General features: G+C 44.7%; 26 protein-coding genes. 9 read left to right on the top strand and 17 right to left on the bottom strand.

Annotated features, from left to right (window positions below):
• Nucleotide 1 precedes the first annotated feature (1 nt).
• From AC4G47_RS25800 to AC4G47_RS25835, 8 genes are all read right to left on the bottom strand, one after another.
• A complete protein-coding gene (locus AC4G47_RS25800; protein WP_491103419.1) occupies nt 2–1,078 on the bottom strand; it encodes an Atu2307/SP_0267 family LLM class monooxygenase in 1,077 nt (358 codons plus the stop codon).
• 94 nt (nt 1,079–1,172) lie between these two features.
• Complete coding sequence (locus tag AC4G47_RS25805; protein ID WP_491103420.1) at nt 1,173–2,126, bottom strand: aldo/keto reductase; 954 nt, start codon at nt 2,124–2,126, stop codon at nt 1,173–1,175.
• 70 nt (nt 2,127–2,196) lie between these two features.
• A complete protein-coding gene (locus AC4G47_RS25810) occupies nt 2,197–3,393 on the bottom strand; it encodes an MFS transporter (RefSeq protein ID WP_491103421.1) in 1,197 nt (398 codons plus the stop codon).
• Between the two features lie 251 nt (nt 3,394–3,644).
• Entirely contained in the window at nt 3,645–4,316 is a 672-nt protein-coding gene (locus AC4G47_RS25815; RefSeq protein ID WP_491103422.1) for a TetR family transcriptional regulator, read from the bottom strand.
• A 101-nt stretch (nt 4,317–4,417) separates the two neighbouring features.
• Nucleotides 4,418–5,326 carry an AAA family ATPase gene (locus AC4G47_RS25820; RefSeq protein ID WP_029515791.1) on the bottom strand — a complete coding sequence of 303 codons (909 nt, stop codon included), beginning with the start codon at nt 5,324–5,326 and terminating at the stop codon, nt 4,418–4,420.
• 440 nt (nt 5,327–5,766) lie between these two features.
• Nucleotides 5,767–6,756 (bottom strand): phosphotransferase enzyme family protein, encoded by a 990-nt coding sequence (locus tag AC4G47_RS25825; protein WP_458125343.1) that lies wholly within the window; start codon nt 6,754–6,756, stop codon nt 5,767–5,769.
• 371 nt (nt 6,757–7,127) lie between these two features.
• Nucleotides 7,128–7,262 carry a hypothetical protein gene (locus tag AC4G47_RS25830; protein WP_491103423.1) on the bottom strand — a complete coding sequence of 45 codons (135 nt, stop codon included), beginning with the start codon at nt 7,260–7,262 and terminating at the stop codon, nt 7,128–7,130.
• A gap of 79 nt (nt 7,263–7,341) precedes the next feature.
• Nucleotides 7,342–7,545: a hypothetical protein gene (locus tag AC4G47_RS25835; RefSeq protein WP_491103424.1), complete on the bottom strand. Its 204-nt coding sequence runs from the start codon at nt 7,543–7,545 to the stop codon at nt 7,342–7,344.
• A gap of 174 nt (nt 7,546–7,719) precedes the next feature.
• Between AC4G47_RS25835 and AC4G47_RS25840 the strand changes: the two genes are divergently transcribed.
• On the top strand, nt 7,720–9,171 hold the full coding sequence (locus tag AC4G47_RS25840) for a CAP domain-containing protein (protein WP_491103425.1): 1,452 nt from the start codon (nt 7,720–7,722) through the stop codon (nt 9,169–9,171).
• Nucleotides 9,172–9,317: 146 nt separating this feature from the next.
• On the opposite strand, the gene AC4G47_RS25845 is transcribed toward AC4G47_RS25840, so the two are convergent.
• On the bottom strand, nt 9,318–9,704 hold the full coding sequence (locus AC4G47_RS25845; RefSeq protein WP_458125340.1) for an iron chaperone: 387 nt from the start codon (nt 9,702–9,704) through the stop codon (nt 9,318–9,320).
• 232 nt (nt 9,705–9,936) lie between these two features.
• Complete coding sequence (locus AC4G47_RS25850; RefSeq protein ID WP_491103426.1) at nt 9,937–10,599, bottom strand: M48 family metallopeptidase; 663 nt, start codon at nt 10,597–10,599, stop codon at nt 9,937–9,939.
• Nucleotides 10,600–10,751: 152 nt separating this feature from the next.
• Between AC4G47_RS25850 and AC4G47_RS25855 the strand changes: the two genes are divergently transcribed.
• Nucleotides 10,752–11,519, top strand: a complete 768-nt coding sequence (locus tag AC4G47_RS25855) for a GNAT family N-acetyltransferase (RefSeq protein WP_491103427.1) — start codon at nt 10,752–10,754, stop codon at nt 11,517–11,519.
• Between the two features lie 112 nt (nt 11,520–11,631).
• Here AC4G47_RS25855 and AC4G47_RS25860 read toward each other — a convergent pair whose 3' ends face one another.
• Together AC4G47_RS25860 and AC4G47_RS25865 are read right to left on the bottom strand one after the other, a co-directional pair.
• Complete coding sequence (locus tag AC4G47_RS25860; protein ID WP_491103428.1) at nt 11,632–14,010, bottom strand: GH36-type glycosyl hydrolase domain-containing protein; 2,379 nt, start codon at nt 14,008–14,010, stop codon at nt 11,632–11,634.
• Nucleotides 14,011–14,139: 129 nt separating this feature from the next.
• A complete protein-coding gene (locus tag AC4G47_RS25865) occupies nt 14,140–14,559 on the bottom strand; it encodes an ester cyclase (protein ID WP_491103429.1) in 420 nt (139 codons plus the stop codon).
• A 303-nt stretch (nt 14,560–14,862) separates the two neighbouring features.
• On the opposite strand from AC4G47_RS25865, the gene AC4G47_RS25870 reads away from it, so the two are divergent.
• Nucleotides 14,863–17,361 carry a transglutaminase domain-containing protein gene (locus AC4G47_RS25870; RefSeq protein WP_491103430.1) on the top strand — a complete coding sequence of 833 codons (2,499 nt, stop codon included), beginning with the start codon at nt 14,863–14,865 and terminating at the stop codon, nt 17,359–17,361.
• Between the two features lie 124 nt (nt 17,362–17,485).
• Here AC4G47_RS25870 and AC4G47_RS25875 read toward each other — a convergent pair whose 3' ends face one another.
• Complete coding sequence (locus tag AC4G47_RS25875; RefSeq protein ID WP_336765351.1) at nt 17,486–18,388, bottom strand: SDR family oxidoreductase; 903 nt, start codon at nt 18,386–18,388, stop codon at nt 17,486–17,488.
• A gap of 214 nt (nt 18,389–18,602) precedes the next feature.
• On the opposite strand from AC4G47_RS25875, the gene AC4G47_RS25880 reads away from it, so the two are divergent.
• Nucleotides 18,603–18,878, top strand: coding sequence for a MerR family transcriptional regulator (locus tag AC4G47_RS25880; RefSeq protein WP_491103431.1), 276 nt, complete (start codon nt 18,603–18,605; stop codon nt 18,876–18,878).
• A 124-nt stretch (nt 18,879–19,002) separates the two neighbouring features.
• A complete protein-coding gene (locus tag AC4G47_RS25885) occupies nt 19,003–19,251 on the top strand; it encodes a hypothetical protein (protein WP_491103432.1) in 249 nt (82 codons plus the stop codon).
• Between the two features lie 322 nt (nt 19,252–19,573).
• Here AC4G47_RS25885 and AC4G47_RS25890 read toward each other — a convergent pair whose 3' ends face one another.
• From AC4G47_RS25890 to AC4G47_RS25905, 4 genes are read right to left on the bottom strand one after another with little or no spacing between them, the layout of a single operon-like run.
• Nucleotides 19,574–20,236, bottom strand: a complete 663-nt coding sequence (locus AC4G47_RS25890) for an alpha/beta hydrolase (protein WP_491103433.1) — start codon at nt 20,234–20,236, stop codon at nt 19,574–19,576.
• A gap of 15 nt (nt 20,237–20,251) precedes the next feature.
• A complete protein-coding gene (locus tag AC4G47_RS25895) occupies nt 20,252–20,413 on the bottom strand; it encodes a hypothetical protein (RefSeq protein ID WP_491106803.1) in 162 nt (53 codons plus the stop codon).
• Nucleotides 20,344–20,661: a hypothetical protein gene (locus AC4G47_RS25900; protein ID WP_491103434.1), complete on the bottom strand. Its 318-nt coding sequence runs from the start codon at nt 20,659–20,661 to the stop codon at nt 20,344–20,346. The genes AC4G47_RS25895 and AC4G47_RS25900 overlap by 70 nt, the downstream gene beginning before the upstream one ends.
• Complete coding sequence (locus AC4G47_RS25905) at nt 20,642–21,139, bottom strand: hypothetical protein (protein WP_491103435.1); 498 nt, start codon at nt 21,137–21,139, stop codon at nt 20,642–20,644. The genes AC4G47_RS25900 and AC4G47_RS25905 overlap by 20 nt, the downstream gene beginning before the upstream one ends.
• Before the next feature lie 348 nt (nt 21,140–21,487).
• On the opposite strand from AC4G47_RS25905, the gene AC4G47_RS25910 reads away from it, so the two are divergent.
• The 4 genes from AC4G47_RS25910 to AC4G47_RS25925 all read left to right on the top strand — a co-directional run bounded on the left by AC4G47_RS25910 (nt 21,488) and on the right by AC4G47_RS25925 (nt 23,542).
• Nucleotides 21,488–21,868 (top strand): DUF6713 family protein, encoded by a 381-nt coding sequence (locus AC4G47_RS25910; RefSeq protein WP_491103436.1) that lies wholly within the window; start codon nt 21,488–21,490, stop codon nt 21,866–21,868.
• A 165-nt stretch (nt 21,869–22,033) separates the two neighbouring features.
• Nucleotides 22,034–22,429, top strand: a complete 396-nt coding sequence (locus tag AC4G47_RS25915; RefSeq protein ID WP_145326262.1) for a hypothetical protein — start codon at nt 22,034–22,036, stop codon at nt 22,427–22,429.
• Between the two features lie 237 nt (nt 22,430–22,666).
• The gene (locus AC4G47_RS25920; RefSeq protein WP_491103437.1) at nt 22,667–23,128 is read left to right on the top strand and encodes a hypothetical protein; all 462 of its coding nucleotides are present in this window, start codon (nt 22,667–22,669) and stop codon (nt 23,126–23,128) included.
• A 138-nt stretch (nt 23,129–23,266) separates the two neighbouring features.
• On the top strand, nt 23,267–23,542 hold the full coding sequence (locus AC4G47_RS25925) for a hypothetical protein (protein WP_491103438.1): 276 nt from the start codon (nt 23,267–23,269) through the stop codon (nt 23,540–23,542).
• Nucleotides 23,543–23,624: the final 82 nt, after the last annotated feature.

The raw sequence follows: 23,624 nt of genomic DNA on the forward strand, positions 1-23,624 counted from the left end.
TTTAAATGGTTGTTTGCTTGCTCTCGCGAGCAATCTCTTTTCGAACGATCGGTGCGACGCGGGTGCCAAACAAATCGATGGCGCGCAAGACTTCGCGATGCGGCAATGTGCCGATGTTGAGATGTAAGAAGAAACGGTTCGTCCCTAGATTTTTGCGGACGAGAAGAATCTTCTCAGCGACATATTCAGGATCGCCTACATAAAGGGCTCCATTAATACTACGCGCAGCATCGTAAGATGTACGGCTGTATGGCGGCCATCCTAACACTTTGCCGAGTTCATTCATTTGAACCGAAGTGTAAGGATAGTGTAGCTCGGCAGCCTGTTTCGTTGTTTCTCCAACGAAACCGTGTGAGTGTGTCGCAATTCTGAGCTTATTCACATCGTGACCAGCCTTGGCGGCAGCTTGTTTATACAATTCGACTAAAGGAGCAAATCTTTCCGGCATTCCGCCAATGATGGCGAAGACGATGGGCAGCCCCAGCTCTCCTGCTCGAATGGCCGATTCAGGGCGCCCACCAGTTCCGACCCACACCGGAAGTGGGTCTTGGACGGATCGCGGATAAATGCCAAGATTTTGGATCGCGGGGCGATGACTACCTCGCCATGTGACTATTTCCGAAGCTCTAATCTTTAGAAGCAACTCAAGGTGTTCTTCAAACAATTCGCTGTAGTCATTCAAGCTATAGCCAAACAATGGGAACGAATCAATAAAGGATCCTCGGCCTACCATAATTTCTGCCCTACCATTACTGATGCTGTCCAACGTGGAAAAAGATTGGTATACACGAACCGGATCATCCGAGGAAAGAACGGTAACGGCACTCGTGATCCGAATTCGCTTGGTTAAAGCTGCAGCCGCTGCAAGCACCACGGCTGGCGATTCAGAGGCGTAATCAAACCGCTGATGCTCTCCGATTCCAAACACATCAAGGCCGACTTGATCGGCAATAACGATCTCTTCGATCCCGTTCCGGATCCGCTCGGGATGGCTCATCCTCTTGCCCGTTACGGGATCCGGTGAGTTCTCTAGAAAAGTATTGATGCCTATTTCAAAGTTGTCTGTAAATTCAGCCATCGTTGATCCTCCTTCATTTCCTGCTGCTAACACCTTAAATGGATTAATTTCTACTTGATAGTAAAAACTGCAGTTGATCGCAGGCAAAAATATATTAACGATGACCTGCAGCAACGTTCTTTGGCGCTACTTCATGGATACGTTTAAGATCCGATTCCGTAAGCTCAACCTGCAGGGCGCCTATATTCTCTTCTAAATATTTTCTTCTTTTCGTTCCCGGAATAGGCACGATATCGCTGCCTTGCATCAATATCCATTTCAACGCCAGTTGAGGGGCAGTGCATTCCTTTTCAGCAGCCATCTCTTGAATACGGGCGACGAATTGAAGGTTTTTCTGTAAGTTTTGTCCTTGAAATCTGGGGAAATTACGTCTAATATCGTCGTACCCCAAATCATCGTATCGTTGAATTGTACCGGTTAGGAACCCACGTCCTAGCGGACTGTAGGCTACAAAACCGATGCCTAGCTCTCTAAGGGTAGGAAGAACTTCGTCTTCAATGTCTCGGGACCATAAGGAATATTCCGTTTGCACTGCCGATAATGGGTGAACTGCATGTGCTCTGCGTATCATATCTGGCGAGGCTTCTGAAAGGCCGATAAACCGAACCTTCCCTTCCTTCACCAGATCAGCCATCGCCCCCACAGTCTCCTCGATTGGTGTATAGGGATCGATACGATGCAGATAATACAGGTCGATGTGGTCAACGCCTAATCTGCGCAAGCTTGCTTCGGCGGCAGCTTTAACATATTCCGCTCTTCCGTTATATTCCCACATCGGCCCTCTGTCGCGTACTACCCCAAACTTGGTAGCCAAGGTGACCTCATGACGTCGATCTTTGATCGCTTTTCCCACCAATCTTTCATTTTCGCCGACCCCATACATATCCGAGGTATCCAAGAAGCCCACGCTAAGTTCTAATGAACGATGAATCGTCCGTATGGATTCTTGTTCATCCCGGTCGCTGCTGTAAAAGTCGGACATGGTCATGCAGCCTAGTCCAAGAGCTGATACTTCCAGCCCACTTGATCCAAGTGCTCTTTTTTCCATTAAAAAGTCACTCCTTATGTTCAATGTTGCAAAACAATACAGTATGTTTTGCATATTCGATATTTTTTTCTTATACGCTTTTGAGTTGTTCCGCTACATTCTGTTTATTTTTCAAAGCAATCGAAATCACTGCAAATACAGTTGCAAGCAATACGATTAGCCCTCCGACCCAACCAATCGATGATAGGGAGAGGTGTTCGACAACCACACCACCTAGAACTACCCCCAAGGCGACACCAAGATGGAATGCAGAGGAATTCAAACTCAATATAATATCAGTGGATTGAGGAGCCATTGTAACCAAACTAAACTGCTGTGCTGGGGCCGTTGTCCAAGCTCCAAGCATCCAAAGAGCTAGTATGAACAAGGCACCTGCAAAGGTAACGGCAGCAATCGGGAGAAAAAACAGGGCAACCACATGAAGGAGCAGACTTGCAATCAGTGTACGAGCAATTCCCCATTTATCGGCTCCGTAACCGCCTACACGCGATCCTGCAACAGCCATTAGTCCCATGCCGAGCAAGACAAAGCTGATTGTATTGGAGTTAAGACCTGCGTTTTCGCGCAGCAATGGAGCTAGATACGTAGAAACAACAGAATAACCTGTAATAAAGAACAAAGAAGTTAACAAGCCACTTATTACTTTGAATTCTTTGAGTACGGCCAGTTGTTTAGATAGCGGAATCGCTTCTTGACCGGATAACTTAGGAACGGATTTCACGATGGCAACAGTCATTATTATGGTAATTACGCCAAGTATAGCGAAGATCCAGCGCCATCCCATATACTCCCCGATCAAAGTGCCTACAGGAAGTCCGATGACGAGTGAAAGACTTGTTCCCATTAAGACAGTACCGATCGCACTTCCTCTTTTCTCTGGCGGAGCTATTTGTGCAGCTACACCCAAGGCAACAACGGCAAAAACGCCTGCGCTTACTCCCAAGACAGCCCGGGAAATCATTAGTAATGCGTAATTAGGACTTAGAACAGCAATGATATTGCCGATAACGAAAATAAATAATGCTGCCAATAATAGCTTTTTTCGATCTAATTTTGATGTGAATGCAATTATAATCGGCGTACCCACTGCGTAGGCAATGGAATACACAGTAACTAATTGTCCGGCAAGACTTATTGATACATTTATATCAGAGGCAAGCATGTCAAGAATTCCAGTAATAATCGATTCGGCCGTACCGACCACGGTCGCACCTAGTGCAAGAAAATAAATAATCAATTTGTAGCTCTGCATGTTGTAGTCCTTCATAAATGCTTCATTTCCCCCGTTTTCCTAATATAAAATGGATATTGAATCTAAATGAATAAAAATAATTCTTCAGCAGGCATTCCTATGCATCAGGAGGACCTTGACCTTTGTTAGAAAGCAACGGCATCCACCTCCTTTCAATCGAACGATCGATCAATTTACTTCAAAAAAATATATATCGAATGTTCGATCGGTATATCTCAAAATTTTTATCGAATGATCGATCAAATTACATCAAAAAAATGGGCTGTTTATGCTTTTATAGCATCCCAGCTCATTTGAATCATTTTATCGATATTAGCAGAACTGAATTCATATTCGCCATTTATATACTCTTTCCCCATTTGGACAAATGGCAGACAAGAGTAGGTAACTAAAAGATTGGTCTCCGAATCCTTGAATAGTCCTTCTCTGATCCCCCTCTCAAATAGAGCATACATCGGCTTGAACACACCACCGTTTTGATCCTTACAACTTTTGCGTATAAACGGAGAGTCAAGAAACTGTTCCATTAACAGAAAATTAGCTTTATTATTCACAATATAATTGGAATAATTACGCAAGACCGTGTCAAAACCATCCTTGACTGACATATCCGCCGTTACACCTCTAAACATCATCTGATGCATTTGATCCTTGAGATTAAAATATAGTTTAATTAGCAAGTCTTCTTTACTTTCAAAATAAAAGTAAATGGATGATGAAGAGATGCTTGCCCTCTTCGCAATTTTGGACATGGATATATCGGATAGCCCTATTTCATTAAGAAGTGCAATGGTTGTCTGATAGATAAGTTCCATTTTGTTTTCGGATTTGTTTTTCATGAACCGATTATAATCGATCGATCGTTCAAAATCAAACTGTTTTTCGAGAACGGTAAGCAATTCTTGCAATGCAAGTCGGAAATGATTCGGTTCCAGCACCGCGCTATCGTTTCTACGTTAGCGTAATCAGCGATAAATAAATAAGCTCCAATTTTTTTTAATATACGCGGCGGATATATTTTTGTTCAAATCTTGTTTCTCTACTTATTGTGTAGAAACAGCCCTTTATGCTTATTGAAAAAATCAAAGTACACTTTTGGGTTTTCTAATTCCCACCATTGCTTTATGTCGACTGGATTAGCTTCTAAATCATATATTTTTGTAAACTCCATCGCCAGTAAAAACGGTGAGTGCGTTGCAATGATAAATTGACATCCGCAATAGTGAGCCATTTCCTCTATCATTTTGACAAGTTCAAGCTGCATTTTAGGAGATAGACTGTTCTCCGGTTCATCCAAACAATATAATGTGTCATTTTTAAATTTGGAATTAAAATAACTCAGGGCTGTCTCCCCATTGCTGTTCAGTTTAATTTCGGTGCCGGCGACTCTGCGAATAAACTCCCTGCGTGAAATTGATTTTTTTCTTGAGAGCACCTGTAACCTCAATGCTTCATAATCATCCATGCTATTCATTTTCACTGTATTGCCGAATTTCAGATTTCCCCATTCCGATCTTATATCTTCTGTGCTATCCACGATTTCATCGTTGTTTGTGCGGACTGTAAGCATATAATCAAAAATATCATCACTTGTAATTATCCTGCTTCCATTTGGAATTCGATGTTTAAATCCCTCGTCGTCAAGTCCAAGTTCAAATTTACAATGTTCAACATATGAACTGAACAATTCACTTGAATTGAATGGTGCAATACGATTTAGTTCCAATTTATTCGCTATGAGATTTAGAAGTGTGCTTTTCCCCGAGCCGTTTCCTCCATATAAAATTGTGATTTTTGAAAAGCTCAATTCGGAAAACCGATTTTTTGAGAAAATGCCACATGGGTAAGTTTCGTCGACATATCCAAACCTACCGCCATTGTATGCCATTCTTTGTTCTATCAATGAGGATTCCTCATCTATAGGCAATATGAATTTATCTAAATACATTTTCATTCCTCCGTAATTCATCTAACCTGCTCTTATGTTTTCTCTTCCGTTTCAATTTGAAGTTTTCAAATAGTAAACCTCCCTCAATAATGTGGGAGCTTCCTCTTCTAAAAGCATTGATTGCTCAATCCCCTTCCATTCATAGTCGATGTAGGTATTATAGCAGACGAAATCTACTTATCTTATATTGGTTGTGCTAACCTGCCCGTTAGTTCAATGAAAAAGACAGCCGATTACTTGCCGGCTGTCTAAATTTAATTATCATAAGTCGTCCTAATGGGACTCACTGCAACTTTATGCTTACAATTTCGACTTATGGCAAACTTATGCTTTCAAATACATTTAAAATATAACGAAAACACCAAAATTCTAAGAATTTTCTGACATTATGGGTAAATATCTGATCCCTTTATGGCTTAAGTCTCAATCTGCACTAGAAATTAAATCGGATGACCGAATTGCTCCGCCCTTTCTGTCATTTTTCTCTCCAACCTCGCTCTTAGTCCGCTCATCCACTCCGGCTCATTTGACCACTGCTCTGCAACAGACCGAAGCACACGCACATAACCGTACAAGTCGGCAAAACGACGACATGCGGGGAACAACCTCTCCAGATCATAACGTTCTCCTGCCTTGGACCAATACCCGTTCAGGAAAAGTTGCTTCTTCTGCTCCCATTGCTCAGGCTCGATCTCCTCACGTAAACTATCCAGACTCTGCTCTACATCCATCGCGTACCAGTGATACATCGAGTCATCAAAATCAATGGCATAACAAGCCTGGCTCCCTTCGTCATAGAAGACATTGTCCAGTTCAAAATCGTAGTGGATGAGTCCGAAATTATGCTGGGTTATCGGCCAAGTCTGAAAGTACGTTCGGAGAAACTCTACTTCGTTCAGAGCAGCCGTCTCTGTTGGAAAATCCTTCAGGTTCTCCTGCATCCAATTCAATACATCCATGTAACTCCAGCGCCGCTTCTCCTCCTGCTCAGGCGTGAAAGTACGCGATAGCTGGTGCAGCTCGCCCAATGCCTGACCATAGCTGTACAGGATGGCATCATTCAACTCTATGCCTCCTAACTGTGATCCGGGTACTCGCTTGAAGACGGAAGCATAGTACGTTCCCCATGGCGTGTGGGCCTCTACGAGTTCTGTTCCAGAATGGGAAGGCACAGCCTCCATCGCTCCATAATGATTCATTCGAAGATATCGGAGGAACTCCAGTTCCGCGCTAAGATTGATTTGATTTTTTTCCTCTACCGGGGCAAAACGAAGCAATCGAACTTCCCCCTGATCTCTGAACGGATACACAGCATTGGAGGATATACGATAATACTGAAACATGTCCAACGACTCGGGATCGTAACTCCAATTCTTCAGAATCATCTCGGCAAGATCGTTATTTTGAAATAAATATTTTAATGTTAACATGGGCATTTCTCCTTTTTGATCGTTCATGTGCATTCCTTGTAGCCTTCGAATACCTATTTTTGCGCGCAAAAAGCCACAGGCTATGCCTGCGGCTTTAAAAAATTCTGAGTGTATGAGAAATTTGCACAAGCAAATAAACCTCGCATACGCCAGAAAAAATGAGCAGTTATATCCCTATATCGGCAGATCTCAGATCGACTGGGAAACTGGATGTGTTCCACCCTGCATCTGATGGTCTGCCGGAATTATTCAGTTCGTTCTTACCTTCATTGTAGTAATAGAACATACCATCTTAGACCGTCGTTTCATGACGCTCACTCCCTTCAAAAAACAGCTGTTTCCATAATAACCCATAGTCCGAATGTAAGCAATTACAAAATGACAATATTCCCAGCATCTTTTACTGGACAACCACCATCCGTTCGACCGTCTCGGTGTTGTCCTATTTCCATTCCGGTATTCTTCCATTCCCTGCTCGGAGATAACTCTACCTGTAATGTCGGCATTCATCACTCCCTGCATCATATCCGGTCTGCCTGTACGGTCATTCATGCTGGCGGCGCCTCTTTCACCTCTAGGGAGTAGTCAACAGAGCATACAGTCCGACACTTGAACCAAGAAGCAAAGAATGACCGGGAGAAAAACGCTCCACTGCTGCATACCCAAAATGGGATTGTCCCCATACAAGGCATAGTTGTACTGTGCCCGAACCAACAAGGACGAAACAATAAACACCGCAACAAACACGAGCAGAATGAGATAAAACGATTTTTGCAGCATCTTAGACATGCCAATACTCCTTTTCAAATACAGGATTCCGTGAGTATTATAATGGCTCTGGCTGAAAAATCGCTGAATTCAAACAAACTATTCAATTCGAAAACTAACGAATTATCCCTATAATGTCGATAAAATACATTGGATACATAATATTAATATTTTTAACTAAAAGGAGATCAGAACATGGTTATTCAAAAAAGGTACATCCGCTCGTTACTCTCTCTTCCTCTGGCAGGCCTATTATTCATGCTGCTCGGGACCCAGCAGATCACTGCAGCCCCTGTCGACAGTCTGCTGCCTGAGCGAAGTGAGCAAGAAATTAGTCAGAAATGGACGCAATGGATGAGTGGTAAGGACCAGACAGCCACCTTCACACAGAACCCCTCGACCAAGGCACCTTACGTTGCTGGTGTAGTAAGTGATTCCACATTGGAACAGGCTCTAGGCGCAGCGAACTTTTATCGTTATCTTTCCGGGCTAGAGGGCGATCTTGTTCTGGACGCTACGCTCAATCGTCAAGCCCAACATGGAGCGGTTGTTGTTTCTACCGGAGAATTAACTCACTTCCCGGCTCGTCCGGCAGATATGCCGAAGGACTTTTTTGATCTGGGTGCCAAGTCGACTTCCAGTTCCAATCTGTACGCTTCTTATACTGCTACCGGCAACCTTGCTGTCAAAAGCGTTGAAGCTTATATGGATGATTCGGATGCCAGCAACATTGCTGCCCTCGGCCATCGCCGCTGGATTTTGAGTCCGCAACTGAAGAAGGTCGGTTTCGGGATTGCATCCCGGGACAACAAAAACTATGCAAGCCATTTCAGCACCATGCAAGTTATGGATACAAGCCGCTCAGGAAACCTCAATTACAATTACAACTTGTATCCGAACAAAGGGGCATTCCCTGTTGAAGCATTCCATGTGTCGCAAGCCTGGTCTGCACAGCTGAACCCGGACGTCTTTGCAAAACCTACCAATTCCGAGGTACAGGTGGAGATCGTCCGTTCATCGGATCAGAAAACTTGGGTATTGGGATCTAAAACCCCGGTTAGCAGTGATCCTGCCAAAGCATTTTTCAACGTAAATACTGATGGTTATGGATATAACTATGCTGTCATTTTCCGCCCAGATAACTTGAAATCCCTGAAGGCAGGCGATACGTTCAACGTTCGCATTACCGGTTTGAAAAAGAAAGACGGGTCCAAAGCAGAAATTTCATACCAGACTCAATTCTTCTCGGTTAGCAACCCTTCTCAGGAGCCTGTGACCGATCCACAGAATCCCGGAACAGAACCACAAGACCCTGGAACACAGCCACAAGAACCGGATACGGGGTACGAGGATTACCTGGATAATCATCTGATGCAGTTCGAATATACAGCGGATCGTACACTGAAAGTACGGGGAACACTCGCGGCTTATGCGAATAAAACGTTCTCTTTCCAAATCCACGGTCCTTCACCTGATGAAAAACATATTCGTACCGAAACGGTGAAGCTGGATGCTAACGGTCGATTCAGTCTGACCGTCCGCAATCTGGGTGTGTCTGATCTGACTATTTACTTGCAAGTAGACCCAAGCTTCATGTATTTCATCCCTACTGCCAGCAATTCAAACGTCACGTATTCCTTTGAATAGAAGTGAAGCAAGAGAATTGGAATAGAACAAAGTAAAATGAAGTACCGACCACAATAAAACCTAAAATCTAAAAACAAAAACAGTCGGAATGCATAGGCATCCGACTGTTTTTATTGGTTTATGATATGAGTTTTAGTTGTAGGAGCTCAGTTCTTACGTTTCTTTTCCAGCACGATCTCCACATTTTCTTTCACCCGAAACTCCACAATCCGGCGGATGAGATCCTCAGGCAATGGCTGATCCAGCGGAAACTGTACAGATCCTTTCGCTCCTTTATACTTGGAGAGTTCTTCCTTGAACGCCAGGATTCCACTGGGAGCAGGGTAAAACCCAATATGATGCTGGTATGCGGCGAAATGAACCAGATTCCCATGCTGCGCATACGTGGGCATCTTGTAACTGATCTTCTCCTCGGCGTGTGGAGCCGACTCCCGAATAATCTGTCTTAGCGCCTGTAATCTCACCTGTACATCGGGGGCAAATTCCGAGATATACTCATCTACCAACACAGAATAATGGTTACTCTCAGCCATCTGGGGCTCCTTCCACCACGGGCACATCCACTGATTCGTGGTACGGGTATATTTGCTTATATTGTACTCTAAATGTACAAACAGAACAGCTATTGCGGAGAAAAATCCCACTCATCGACGTAACTTGCTGGACTGAGGTGTTCAATCAAGCGTTCCGTACAGTAGAGCAGGAAGAACTTCATGCCCTGTACTCGTAAAGTATCTACCTATGCACTCGTCGGATTGGTCAAAACTATAGTGTCATGGCTCGACCATTGCACATCAGATAATCTTCTTTCGTTTTGTAATCCGGCATGATGCTGCCGATCCGCCGCCAGAAAGAGCGATCATGATTCATGTGGTGAATATGACACAGTTCATGAATGATGACATAATCAATCACTTCCAGTGGCGCCATCGCCAGGCGATAATTGAACGTAAGCTTTTTGTCCCAGCTGCAACTGCCCCACTTGGTGGGAGAATCTACGATCTCTACTGACTTCGGCTTCACCTTCAACTCCTGCTGATAGCGTCCGATGCGCTCCCCAATCATGCGTTTACACTCGGCAAAATAAAACTTCTTCAGATTCGCTCGCAGCTCTTCTTCTGTAAGCCCCTCTACAGGAATTAATTCATGCAGTGCATGCTCCTTGCCAAAAAGCAGAAACTTCCCCTTGCCCTCATCTTCGTATTCCTTGGCTTGAGGACCATCAAGCGCCCGCTGCATCAGAGCGGATTTCTTCAAAATCACATCCCCATGTTGCTCCACAAGTTGCCGGAGCATGTCTTCACTGGTACCATTGGGTGCTTTGATCGTGACCATGTAAGGCAAATCCATCGTGATGGAAACTTTTTTTCGTTTGCCGTATTCAACATGACAGTTAATACTGTGATTATTTAATTCTATAGTTAGCATAATGCGCTCCACTTCTAAAGTTATTCATTCAACCAAACAAATTGTATACTATCTCCGGCTATAATGCATACTGTTCGGCGATATGTATGTTCACATTGTATTTTTATACATTAATGTGTATTATTATTTAATTATGAAATCGGAGGTTTGATATGACGCAAACAATAGATACAGAACACAAAACCATTGAAGAACTATCGCTTAACCACTGGCAACCCTTGTCCACCTTACTATATGACGGCTGGGTACTGCGTTTTGCCAAAGGATATACCAAACGTGCCAACTCCGTTCAACCGATCCACTACTCCACGCTGGATGTGCATGAAAAGATTGAGGAATGTGAGCGTATCTATGCTTCCAATCAGTTAAATACCATATTCAAAATCACGCCGTTTATTCAGCCGGATCATCTCGACCAACTTTTGCAAGACAAAGGGTATGCTGTTGTGGATCTCACCCACCTCCAGACTCGGAGTCTGGAACATATCAAAGAGCCTGAGCACCATGCTGTACAGATTGAAGAACAGTTAACCGGAGAGTGGCTGGATCACTTTTGCAGGTTAAATCAAGTGAATGATCTGCAACGGGAAACGACAGAACTAATGTTACATAACATCCGCACACAGGCAGGTTTCATCTCGCTGTTGATTGACGGCCAATTCGTCGCGTGCGGGTTCGGTGTAATCGAACGTGGTTATATTGGATTGTATGACATCATTACAGATACTAACTTCCGGAATCGGGGACTTGCTGAGCAGATGATCCTGCATCTATTGCATTGGGCAAAAAAACAGGGTGCCACGGCCAGTTATCTACAGGTAGTAGCCAATAATGCACCTGCATTAAGGCTCTACGCCAAGTTGGGTTATTCGGAGATTTATAGCTATTGGTACAGAGTCAAAGAAATGAGTCAGTCCTGATCAAACTGAAACCAAAAACTGCCCTCCTCCTATAAAGGAAAGGCAGTTTTTAATTTGCTCCGTGATTCTGAATAACTCTTCACACCGTTCAGTAGTTACTCCGTGCGCTTTTCTACAATGGCAGCTTCACCAGCACCTCATATTTCACGCCCGCCTGTATATTCTTGATGATGTCGCCTTCAATTCGTTGACCATCAACATGCACTTCAACCGTCTGGACAGTTGCATCCTTCTTCATGTTCACGTTCAGCTCAGCCCCGCGGAACAACCGCGTAACCGATGCCTCGTTCCAATCTTCGGGCAACTGCGGACGCACTTGAAGTCCTTGTGCATGACCTTGCAGTCCGAACAGGCCATCGATCAAGCAACGATACACCCAGGGCACCGTGCCGGTGTTGAACAGATGACTGGAGCGTCCAGCTGTACGTGGGAATTGACGATAAGCTCCGCGATAATAATTCGGGATAAATACAGGTAGCTGACCCCGCTGGAGAATATCCTCGGCATCGGGCCCCGGAATCATTTTACGCAGCAAACGATACGCCTTCTCCTTCTCCCCTACCAGGTACAACGCATAAATATAGAAAGCCGCCGCGTGATTGTACACTGCACCATTCTCTGCACTTCCCGGATGTTTCTGCGTAACACGACCTACATCCTCCCGCATGGCTGTGAAGGACGGCGCGAGCTTCTCGACACCATATGGCGTCTCCAATTGCTCCTCTACCGAGCGGATTAACTTCTCCTGTTTCTCCTGATTCGCAGCACCGCTCATAAGTGCCCAGCTCTGAGGATTGATATAGATGCGTCCTTCCACGTCTTTGCTTACACCAAACACGACGTTATCATCCGTAATGCCGCGTGCATACCAGTTCCCATCCCATAGATACTCATTCGCTACCGCATTGGTCTGGTTGGCTTCCTGACGGAATTCCTCTGCAACTTCGGCATGCCCTGCCTGTTCACCAATATCTGCCCACACATTAAATGCATATGCCGTCGCAATGGTTAACCAGCCAGATACGCCTTTGCCTTTGTATCCCACCATGTTCATCGGATCACACCAGTCACCCTGATTGATATAATTCAACCCGCGCGCATCACGCTCATGGATCAACCAGCGCATCGCAAGATTCATATGCTCGAGTACAGTAACCTTCTGTTCACTGTCTGTAAAAGGTACCAGTTCCTCCAGAATGCTATAGTCATTCGTTTCATCCAAATAGGTCTTCATACAGACCGGAAGCCAGATACAATGATCGGTATGAGGAACCTGGTTGATATATTTCAGTTCTGCGTCCGGGTGTAAAATAATACCGTCTGGCATGGCGCCGCTTATATGCTGTTGAGACAGAGCAGTCAAGAACGCAGCCCGCGCAATCTGTGGCTGTATGTAACTCATGCCCATGTTGTCCTGCAAATAATTCCGCGTCTGCGGATCGGTTGTGAGACGATTGGTTTTGCCATGATAGTACATCTGGCGAGGTAGCCAGTGATTCACGACATTATCTAGCCAGCTGTCCGGTGTCTCAATCTGGATGTTCCCTTGCCCTTCTGCAATATAACCAGCATATTCCTGCTCGGCTCTTGCGAAACCATCCTGTCCATCCTTATTCTGTTTCACAAAGTAATGCTGACGAATGCTCTCAATTTCTGTCTCATCATGAGCCGGGCCAAAGATAAATCGATACGCCTGCTCAGCTCCCGCTTCCAGCTCTATTCTGTATTGCAATGCAGCCACAGGTGTCTCATATCGCGCATCTCCACCAGCGAGTGTCTCCGACTGAAGTCCGGAAGGATTATGAAGTCCTCCTTCGCCTTCAAAGCTCTCATGATTCACTTCCCACGCGGTCGGTTGGTGATCTGCAAGCAGATAGGTTTTGTCACTGTAATTTTTGATTTTGCTATAATCCTGATATTTCTGATACGGCGTAATCGCTGAACAGACAATGCCCTGCAAATCTTCCACATATGAACCGGATTGGTTCATCCAGGACATATAACCGACCGTATAATACGGGTAGATACTCAGCTTGCGTTTTCTCGAAGACAGATTGGTCACCTTCACACGCCACAGCTCCATCACATCTTCCTTCGGCAGACGCAGGGACATCTCGACGCAAATGTCGTTCTGAATCACTTTCCAGTGAATATCGTGTTTACCGACAGCGAACGTATAGCTATCCGCCTGCTTGCGAACTGGTTCATACGGGGCGGAGAAGAGTTCGCCATTTTCTTCATCTTTAATGTACACAAATCGTCCCGGATGGTGGGCATAGTATGGCTGCTCTGGTTGCATAAAGGTCTTCGCTTCCAGGTTGGGCGCATACGAGTATTTGGCAGGTTCGGGCTGCATGAATTGGGCCACAGCGTACCCCCGGCAATTCACATGAATCATCATCTTTTCATTCCAAAGGAATCCGGATGCCTTCGGTAAACTTGTCGGGCTGGTCAGTTCAACATATTGATTATCTTCCGTTGCTTTAATCATCACTGAACCTCGCTTTCAGATTTTGGAGTCAAAAGACAGAAAACGTTTTAGGTAACTTGTATACAACTTTGTCCATTATAACACGGGAACGCTTACAAAGGGCTGAAAACTAAAAAAGAGCTGAGAAACTCAGCTCCGATTACGTTCCAATTGTTTTTCGATACCCAACCTGTCGATCTGTATCCAATACTCTGCAATTCGTTCGTCCTCTACTCGGTATACTGCGCTCGCAATTTCAATAACCGGGAGGTTCGTTGGACTGTATCCGTTCACTTCGCCAACATGGGTACCCGTTTGTCTCCAGCGCACATAGACTTTATCGCCTTGCGTCAGCAACTCCTGAATTTCGAGTGAAAATCCCCCGTAAGCTTCGATCATTTCTCGCACATGATCCGCATAATCGGAAGGTGTTCGGGTCACCGTGACCTCTTCTTCAGATATCACTTGATGAGCCAGTACCTGTTCCGCCATCACGCTGCTTGCATAATCAGGATTTCGGCCTGATCGGACCTCTTCAAAAAAGGTTCTGACAATCTGTTCTGCTGTCATACGCCACCCCAGCCTCCCCAAATTATTCTTTTATATATATAAATATGTAGTAACTCTTCTATTTTACCATTGAACTCAAGCTACGGAATTACAACTGTTCTATTGTTCTACAGGACTTAAAACCTATCCTCTCACCTTGACAATGAGTCAATATGACCATAAACTAGCAAAGGATGTCAGGAAATTAATAGGAGGTTTGACCGTTAAGAGGTTCGAGTATGGGTTTTAACCATATCTGATAATCTTTCGGTGTGTAGAACGTAGCCATTAGAGCAACCCAGAAAAACAAGAAAGCGGTGTATCATGAAACGTCTATTTTTCATTATGTTTGCGCTCACCCTGTTACTGGCTGGATGCCAGAGTAATGAACAGGAAAGCAGTCCGTCCGAGAATAACCCTACAGAAGTAGTAGAAGGTTCTACCATTTTAAGTTTGAAGCAGAAATACGGCTCCGAATCGGAACAAGCGATCATGCCGATGTACAACGTAGCTCAGGATGAAGAATTTACGTTCAAGTTTAAAGCAGATTTACGTAAAAATAACCTGTCAGCTAGTGACATTATTAGTGTACATACCGATATTAAAGCACTCAAAGCAAGCGATGTATATGCCATTCCCGAGACAAACGACAATAGTGTTTCCATTAAACCTCTTGGGTGGGGCGTATTGAGTTCTGACTCAATGAAGGCTACTGGACAAAGTTCTTGGGGCGGTGCTCCAATCTACTACATTCGCCTGAATTATGATCCGGATGCTGAGAACCTAACACTGCTCGATCAACCCATCATTATTCCGTTTACAGTGAAATCGGAGTTACCTGCGCCCAACCTACGATACGAGATTGATAAAGACAGACGGTTAAAGTTGGTCTGGGACAAGGTTGAGGGTGCAACCGAATATAAAATTTATAAACGTTCTGACCTAACCAACTTCGATACAAATGTACCTCTAACTGGCGCAGAGGACGCTTTCAGTAATAGTCTGCCTTTAGATATTGCGGTAACGACAGAGACGTCCTTCAATGATTTTTTGAGAGACGGAAAAGGCGGGCTCGGCACTTATAATGATCTGATAACTACTCATCAGAACCATGGTATACGAGGAGAATATTACGTCACTGCAATCGGTGGAGGCAAAGAATCCAATTTTAGCAGAGGTGTCCCTACAGCTCCGCTTGCTTCCCAGTTACCAACAGCTTTGAAAGAACAATTGTATAGGGAGAAATTAAAGAATATAGATGTACTTCCTCAGAAAACAACAGTTGAGTACAATGACGGCTCTCTAGCCCGTGAAACCATTGTCTATGATACCGCTAACGTAGAGATTTCAGAGTTCAATGAAACGAATATTCCATTTCACGTTAAAGGAACAGCTCTGAAAAGTTATGTACGCGTAGAGAATGTGACTCAAGCAGACCTGGACAAACTTGCTCAGCAAACCGTAGCCGAGTCCAGTAACGGACTGGTGGAACCGAAGAATGACACACCTTACGTTCCTGCACCTGACGTGCCAACGATCATCAACAATCATGATGCACCTGAGTCTGCAACGGAAACAGAAGAAGCACCGGCTTCGGAAACTCCAACTACAGAGTCCGCAACCGATACTGAGACTACAGAAGATGCAGCTGATCCTGTATCCACTGAGGCTTCTGATAAGGCTTCCGAAGAAGTCTCCAATGGAGCTCCTACACCAGCTCCTGAAGCTGAAGAAGACAACCTGGTAGATGAACAGAAGTCCAATACACAACAAAATGTAGAACAAGGTAATCAGGAAGCCGTGCCTCAGCCTGCTACAGGCGATGCAATGATCAATGCAGATTCCGCATTGGAAGAAGTTTTAGCCAAGAACATGATTGCGGCACAAGATAAAATTTCGTTAAAAGCTTTCCCCGAGGCTCAAAATTTCACGACACTCTCGGATGTTGTCTTGAAAGTGATGTACCAGAATCCATTAATTCTTGGTGTGGAAGGTTTTGAATATAACTATGGTACGCTTACCCTTACGATTCATTACAATGAATCGGCTAGTGGTATTCAGAAGAAACAGGATGAGATTATTGCCAAAGCGAACGAAGTCGTGGCTTCTATCATTAAAGATGGTATGAACGAAGACGAGAAACGAAAAGCCATCTACGATTATCTGAACGATAACGCGAAGTATGATGATGCAGCGCTGGAAAATGCCGAGCAGAACAACTTCAAAAATGTCGATCCGCAGTTCAATGACTCGTTTACCACATACGGTATTCTGGTCAAAGGTGTTGGGGTATGTGCCAGCTATGCCTCCGTCTACAAATTGCTCTCCGATCTCTCGGGACTGGAAAGTATCGTCGTAACGGGAGCTTCGAGCGGCGTTCCACATGCATGGAACAAGGTCAAAATCGGGAACGAATGGTTCCATGTAGATGCCACCAACAACCTGACGAACTCCGGCATCCCATACTTCCTGTACAATGCCAACGATGAGACTGCTGCAAGTCAGAAAACGATAGCGGATAAGGATTACTGGCTTGATTCCGAGCTCGCGATGTTCAATGGCGAGAGCGATGCCAATGATTATTATGTGCAGAATGATCTCGAAGTCGCATCCATAAATGAGTACAAAACTAAGGCTGAGACTGAACTCAAAAAAGGAGAGAACCGGGTCATTCTCCGTTTCGCCTCACCTGTTGACTCTGATGAGCTCATGACAGCTGCTGGCGAAGCCCTTGCTGCAGTGGATGAAGCCCTTCTGAATACAGCACAATTAGCCACGCTCGGCAGTTATGCCATTTTGGAACCGAAACCGGATCAGAAGTAAATCCATAATCACAAAAAATAACATAACCACAAAGAACTCCATTCACCTTCATCGGGAATGGAGTTCTTTGTTTAACTGGCCTATAATCGCTGGTGAGGATCCATAGGCCTTTTAAATTCAACGTTTACGGACTAACTGTACCGCCGTTAGCATTCAGTGTCTCGCCACTCACATAGCTGGATTCCTGGCTCGCCAGGAACACAAAGGCTGGAGCCATCTCGGCAGGTTGTCCTGCACGGCCAAGTGGTGTATTGGAGCCAAACTCAGCCAGCTTCTCAACTGGTTGTCCACCCACGACCTGAAGCGGTGTCCAAACTGGACCTGGAGCAACAACGTTGACACGAATTCCTTTGCTACCCACCTGTTGAGCCAATGCTTTGCTGAACGTATTGATCGACGCCTTCGTAGTAGCATAATCCAAGAGGATTGGGGAAGGACTATACGCTTGAATGGAAGACGTGTTGATAATGGAGCTGCCCGGCTTCATGTGTTTTACAGCTGCTTTGCAGAGCCAGAACATGGAATAAACATTCGTTTTGAACGTCGCATCGAATTGCTCAGTGGTCAGATCCGCAATCTGCTCCACAAACTGCTGCTTACCCGCCACGTTAGCGAGGATATCAATCCCGCCAAGCTCTTTTACCGCAGATTCAATGAGTTCCTCGCAGTATTTCTCATCCTTCAGGTCACCTGGCATTTTGATCGCTTTACGCCCAGCTTCCTCAATCAGCTTCACGACTTCCTGCGCATCTGCTTCCTCTTCCGGAAGATATGCCAGAACAACATCTGCACCTTCACGGGCAAAAGCAATCGCTGCCGCCCGGCCAATTCCGCTGTCGGCTCCGGTCACAACCGCTTTGCGTCCTGTTAGACGTCCGCTGCCTTTATAACTTTTCTCACCCGCATCGGGAACAGGAGTCATCTCACGCTGGAGCCCCGGCTCATCCTGTTGCTGTTTCCATTCTGGTGTAGCCTTCGGATATTGAGTCGTTGGATCTTGCATGGTGTGCTGGTCTTGATTCGCCATGATCAATTTCCTCCTCTGTTATTTACACGATACCCACCGTATAAACGTCTTTTTATTATTTGTTCTGAATTTCATTTACGTAAAAGTTGCACTCTTTCCTTTGTAACCGAGATGGGTGGAATTTAAACTGGACCTGCTACATTTCCTTGGCAACTATTCCGGCATTGAATCTCCCCTGACTGGAGATTGTATAATAGAACATGAGGTGATCTCGTTGAATACTAACAAAGTATCCATCGGTGAAACAACCAAACTGATTGGCTCCACGGTGAAAACGATCCGTTATTATGATGAGATTGAACTCTTACAACCCTCCAGTCATAAGGAAGGCGGGCATCGACTCTATACAACACAAGACCTATGGCAACTCGAACTGATTACAACACTTCGTTATTTGAATTTCAGCATACCGGATATTCGAACGCTCATGTCTGGTGAACTGGCAGTAGCACAGGCACTGGATCTGCAGATTGAAGCTTTGGAAACCTAGATCGGCACAATGAATTCCATGCTCTCCATCTTGCAACAAGCGAAGCAGCATGAAGAAGAAACCTCACTGCATTCAGAACAGTCTCTCACCTATATCTCCAGTCTGGTAGAATCCCTAACGGCCAATGCGAGTAGACGGAAACCGAAAACAATTCGTTGCTACCAAGGTGGATGAATCTCATCTACTGGACAGCATTCCACAGGTTTGGAGAGTCTCGTTCCTGCACTTTTTCGACAAATACATGATGAAAGATACGAGACTGACGGTCCAACAGACACTGGCCTGGGAGGAAATTCAGGAACTAATCAATGATCCGGCCTATTGGGCCGATCTGGCTCGGTTGGAGGTTCCCTTCTTCATCATGGCGAATTAGCCACAAGTCGAAAAAGACGTCTGGGTGAAAAAAAATGGAGGCAATTCGCATTCGTACTACCGAAGCTCTGGACAAGCGTTGGGACATCAATAGCCCTGCTGTGCAAAGCATGGGGGGACTTTGTGTTGATGTATGCCAGTACTGAGTATGCCGAAGCACCTGAAGTATTTTTTCGCAAACAGGCTCAATATATGCTGGACTCCGTGACGGATCGCATTCTGCGTTTAACAAGCTGTGTAAGGTGATGAATCCCGAATGGAGCCAGATTGTAGATGGCATTAACCTGTTGCAGGAGGGGATGCGATTACGCTTAAAACAAATGTTAGAAGACTGAACTCCAGTCTCCTCCCATTTTACGTTTAGCCTTTTTTAACGAATAGGATTCGTGCTCTCCCACTTCCTTATCCATATGGAGCGGTTGCCCTTTCAAGTAGTGGTTGAAGAAATCAATCGTCGTATCGTTGACCAACTGTTGCGTCCCCCGCGCATCTACACCCTGCGTCCATTCGAGCAGTGGAGAGATCAGGTAGATATCCGAGAAACTCAGATGTTTGGTGTTGTTCAGCTCCATCCAATAGTTCCCACCTGCGGTTACCGATTCATAGCGATCGTACACTTCCTCATAATACTTCTCGGCTTCCAGACGGGTCGTGCCCATCGCAGCAATCTCTTCGTCACTCATGACACTTGTCCCTGCAACGGTTGAGTCTGCACTCATCATCAGCAACGGCTTGCCCACACCTTCGGCAGGAATACGCTTCTCACCAAATAATACGCCGTCCATATTCATGCCTGCTTTCACACGCGGATCATCCATTAACATCTGTACTGTCGTTGCTCCGCCAAATGAATGCCCAAACATGCCGATGTTGTCCAGATCCTTATGTCCGGTAAAGCGTCCACTTGGGGCTCCCTCAGCCAACTTCTCCACCCCATCCAGTACAAACTGTGCATCCTTTACCCATGTCTCATTCAACTTGTCCATGTAACTGAACTGCAGCTACTCAAAGCCTTCTTTCCCTTCGGATTCAAACTGCGCCACACGTCCATCCGGGAATACGGACACCAGACTGCTATACGTGTGATTGATGCCTACAACAATGTAACCTTGACTGACCAGTTGCTCGACCTGGAACGTATTCTGATTTTCATAGCCATGCAGACCATGGGAGAAAAGAATAACCGGATATTGGCCTCCGCATCAGATAATTGTGCTTCCTGAATCGCATGCGTTTCAACCTGACTCAGACTGGAAAATAACAACTTTGGCAGTTTCAGCACTTCATTGAAGGCTGTCCCATAGATATCCGGCTTATTAACATAAGGGGCTGTAGCGCCCTCTGCGTCTGGATTCGTTGGATACCAGATCTGTACCATCAGCTCCCGTTGGTCACCGGCAATACTCGTCAATAAATTCCTCCCGGCTGTTATCTGTCCAGGCGTAGGATACCGTTCCGATTCCATAGGGACCTGCTGGCTTGGCAAACGAAAAAATCGGGAACAGTAGCGGCAAGCCAATGCTTACAACAGCGTATACCAACACCAGGAGAGACTTTGCGATGATTCGAACACGTCCGAATTTCCCCACCACAGTCGATCTGGAAGTGGATACCTCGGAACGTTGACTGTTCAGTGAGGTTACACCGGACTGTTGCTGGCGTCTTGCCTTTGTAAATAACACTACAAGTGGAACCAACGTGAGTAGATACGCTGGAATCATCGACCAACGTAGTCCTTCGACCACACCATGGATGATCAGCAGCACACCCGATATGGCGAATCCGCCCCATACCATTATCCGAAACTTATGATTCTCTCTCCCGATCCCGATTACCCCTACGAACATAAGCAGGTTGAAAATAAGATAAATCCATTCTACTGTCCTCATATGCTTAAAGCCTCCCTTTCTGCCGCGAAAAGAATTGGAATGATACTATTGTGCGGCAGCTCTTCTACCTTCAATCTTAAAACCTCCAGTTACAGGAGATTCAAGCATGAATTTTGCGGATAAAAAAATGCACTCCCTAAATGACGCTGAATCACCCGCAGGTTCTCCATTGTATTCAAGGAATGCATGTATGATATTACGATATAAGTTGAATAGGAAATACGAGACTAGCGATCCTCGACGCCATCTATACGTGGTCTTTATCCGATACCAAATGCAAAATATCCGGCCACCACTAATTAGGTTTAGTAAGATGGAAAAAAATTATATTGAAGTAGGAGAAGAGACATGCCTGACTTTTTACTCGTCTTATTTTTGTTTAATTTATCTTTATTTCTGCTTCATGAAATGGATGCCATCAGGCGATCCGAATGGAAATTGTTTATTGTGTTAAAAGATATGGAAGATGATAAAGCCTACAGGTATTTCACTTGGATTCATTTACCTATGTACACGATCATTCTTTCTCTACTTTTTAGCTCGTATCAGACCATTACATTTTGGGTGATAGATAACTTTTTCGTCATACATACCGTGTTGCACTTCTTTTTCGAGAAGCATCCTCGAAATGAATTTAAGAATGGCTTCTCCAGATCGTTGATCTACCCTATAGGAATGATCGCTTTAATTCATTTGATACTCCTGACGATCAGATCAGATCTGATCTGATCCACTATTTACATCTGTATTTTATTGGTATATAGTATAGCCGTTAGGAATGTTAGCGCTAACATAAACTGAATAAGGAGGGGCTCCAATCCGTTTCGAAAAGGTTTTTGGTTTACATCGAGTTAAACTATAAAAACACTTCATTTTTGAGAGGATGGGCATTCTATGAAAAAACGCATTAGCACATTTTTTGCACTTATTCTAGGTATCTCCCTACTGTTTAGCCTGACCGCTTCCGCTAATCCCGCCATCGTAAGCTATGGTGGCAGTTATTCCAATGCGCTCTCTGCCGGACAAGGATACGCCTACATTCTTCCTAATGCCAAAACGACGGGGACCAGCGTGAAAGTCACAACAAATGCAGCCAATACCCTTCAACTGCACTATTACTGGAGCTACAATAATACGACACTGGACCTCGGTACAGCCATCGTAAACAAAAACATTTACTTCGGCGGTTCAGCCTACTACAACCCAGGAACGTTGATCACTGTAGTGGAACGTGTTCCAGGTTCGACGGCGGCATACCCTAACGTAGCCTACTCGATTTCTTTCAATTAGTTCAGACCTATATCACTGATCAATCTAACCTACGACCGCTAATAGCGGTCTTTTTATATTCAACAACTAGACTCTCTTGTCTGTGGAAGTGACACACCTTGAATTAAAGGGTAATGAAGATACAATAACCTATTATATCTATTTTTTAAATGGAGGTAGTAACGTGGATTACGCCAAATCAAAATATGCCATCGTAGACGAAGCAGCTTCATACATAGAGAGTCATCTCAAGTATAAATGGTTTACCCACCCGGTTCCGTCTATGATCTGGAAACCCTGGTTCTTCAGGATATCAAATCCATTACCACGTTTGAGCCGTTAAAGGAATTTACGAAGCTGAAAAGCCTGACTTTTGGCGTTTCCAATAGCCGGATGACCATCCCCGACCTGATTGGCCTGGACCATGCCACAAGTCTGGAAAGTCTGGCGTTCTCAAGCAAAACGAAGATCAAGAAATATGTAGAAATCATTTCACAGATGAAAAATCTGAAATCTTTGCAGTTGTTCAATGTAGAGCAGACCCTACCGGATCATCTGTTATCTCCTTTGCATTCATTGCAAAACATCAGTTTCTCCAAAATAATTACACGAGTCAGAGCGTTCTCCCGGATCGCTTGGAGCATATCACTATGCCATTTAATGATGTTGAAGTTATACCCGACTTCGCCCCTGTATCCAGTGTACGCAAGGTTTCGCTAGGTTCTCAAACCTGCCAATTACAAACACTGGATTCTTTCAAAGCCTTTCCTGATGTAGAAGAAATCCACTTAATCGCACCCAAGAAACATCCGTGACCAATTCCCGCAACTGGAGGTCCTCTGGATCTGGGAAACTAAAGTGAAGGATCTGCATCATCTGGCGGATATGCAAACATTGAAAAACCTTGATGTGACAAAGCTTAAACCCAAGTCATGGGATTTCATCTCGACACTAGCAGGTCTGGAGATATTGGATTTATGTAAAACATCGTTCTCCGATCCTAGTCTGCTCCTGAATCTACCTAACTTGAAGAAAGTACGATTGTCTGGCAGCGAGGTAGACTCCGAATCCAGCAGCTTCAAGGCATTGGAGGAACTGATGTTGCAGCGTGAAGGTAATCTGATCATGAAATAGAGCTCTAGAAAATAATAATGAATAAAGTTGATGTATAAGCGGTACTGAAAACCACTCTTTTTGAACATTCACTTATATAGTA

Source organism: Paenibacillus sp. Negev47 (assembly GCF_058313655.1).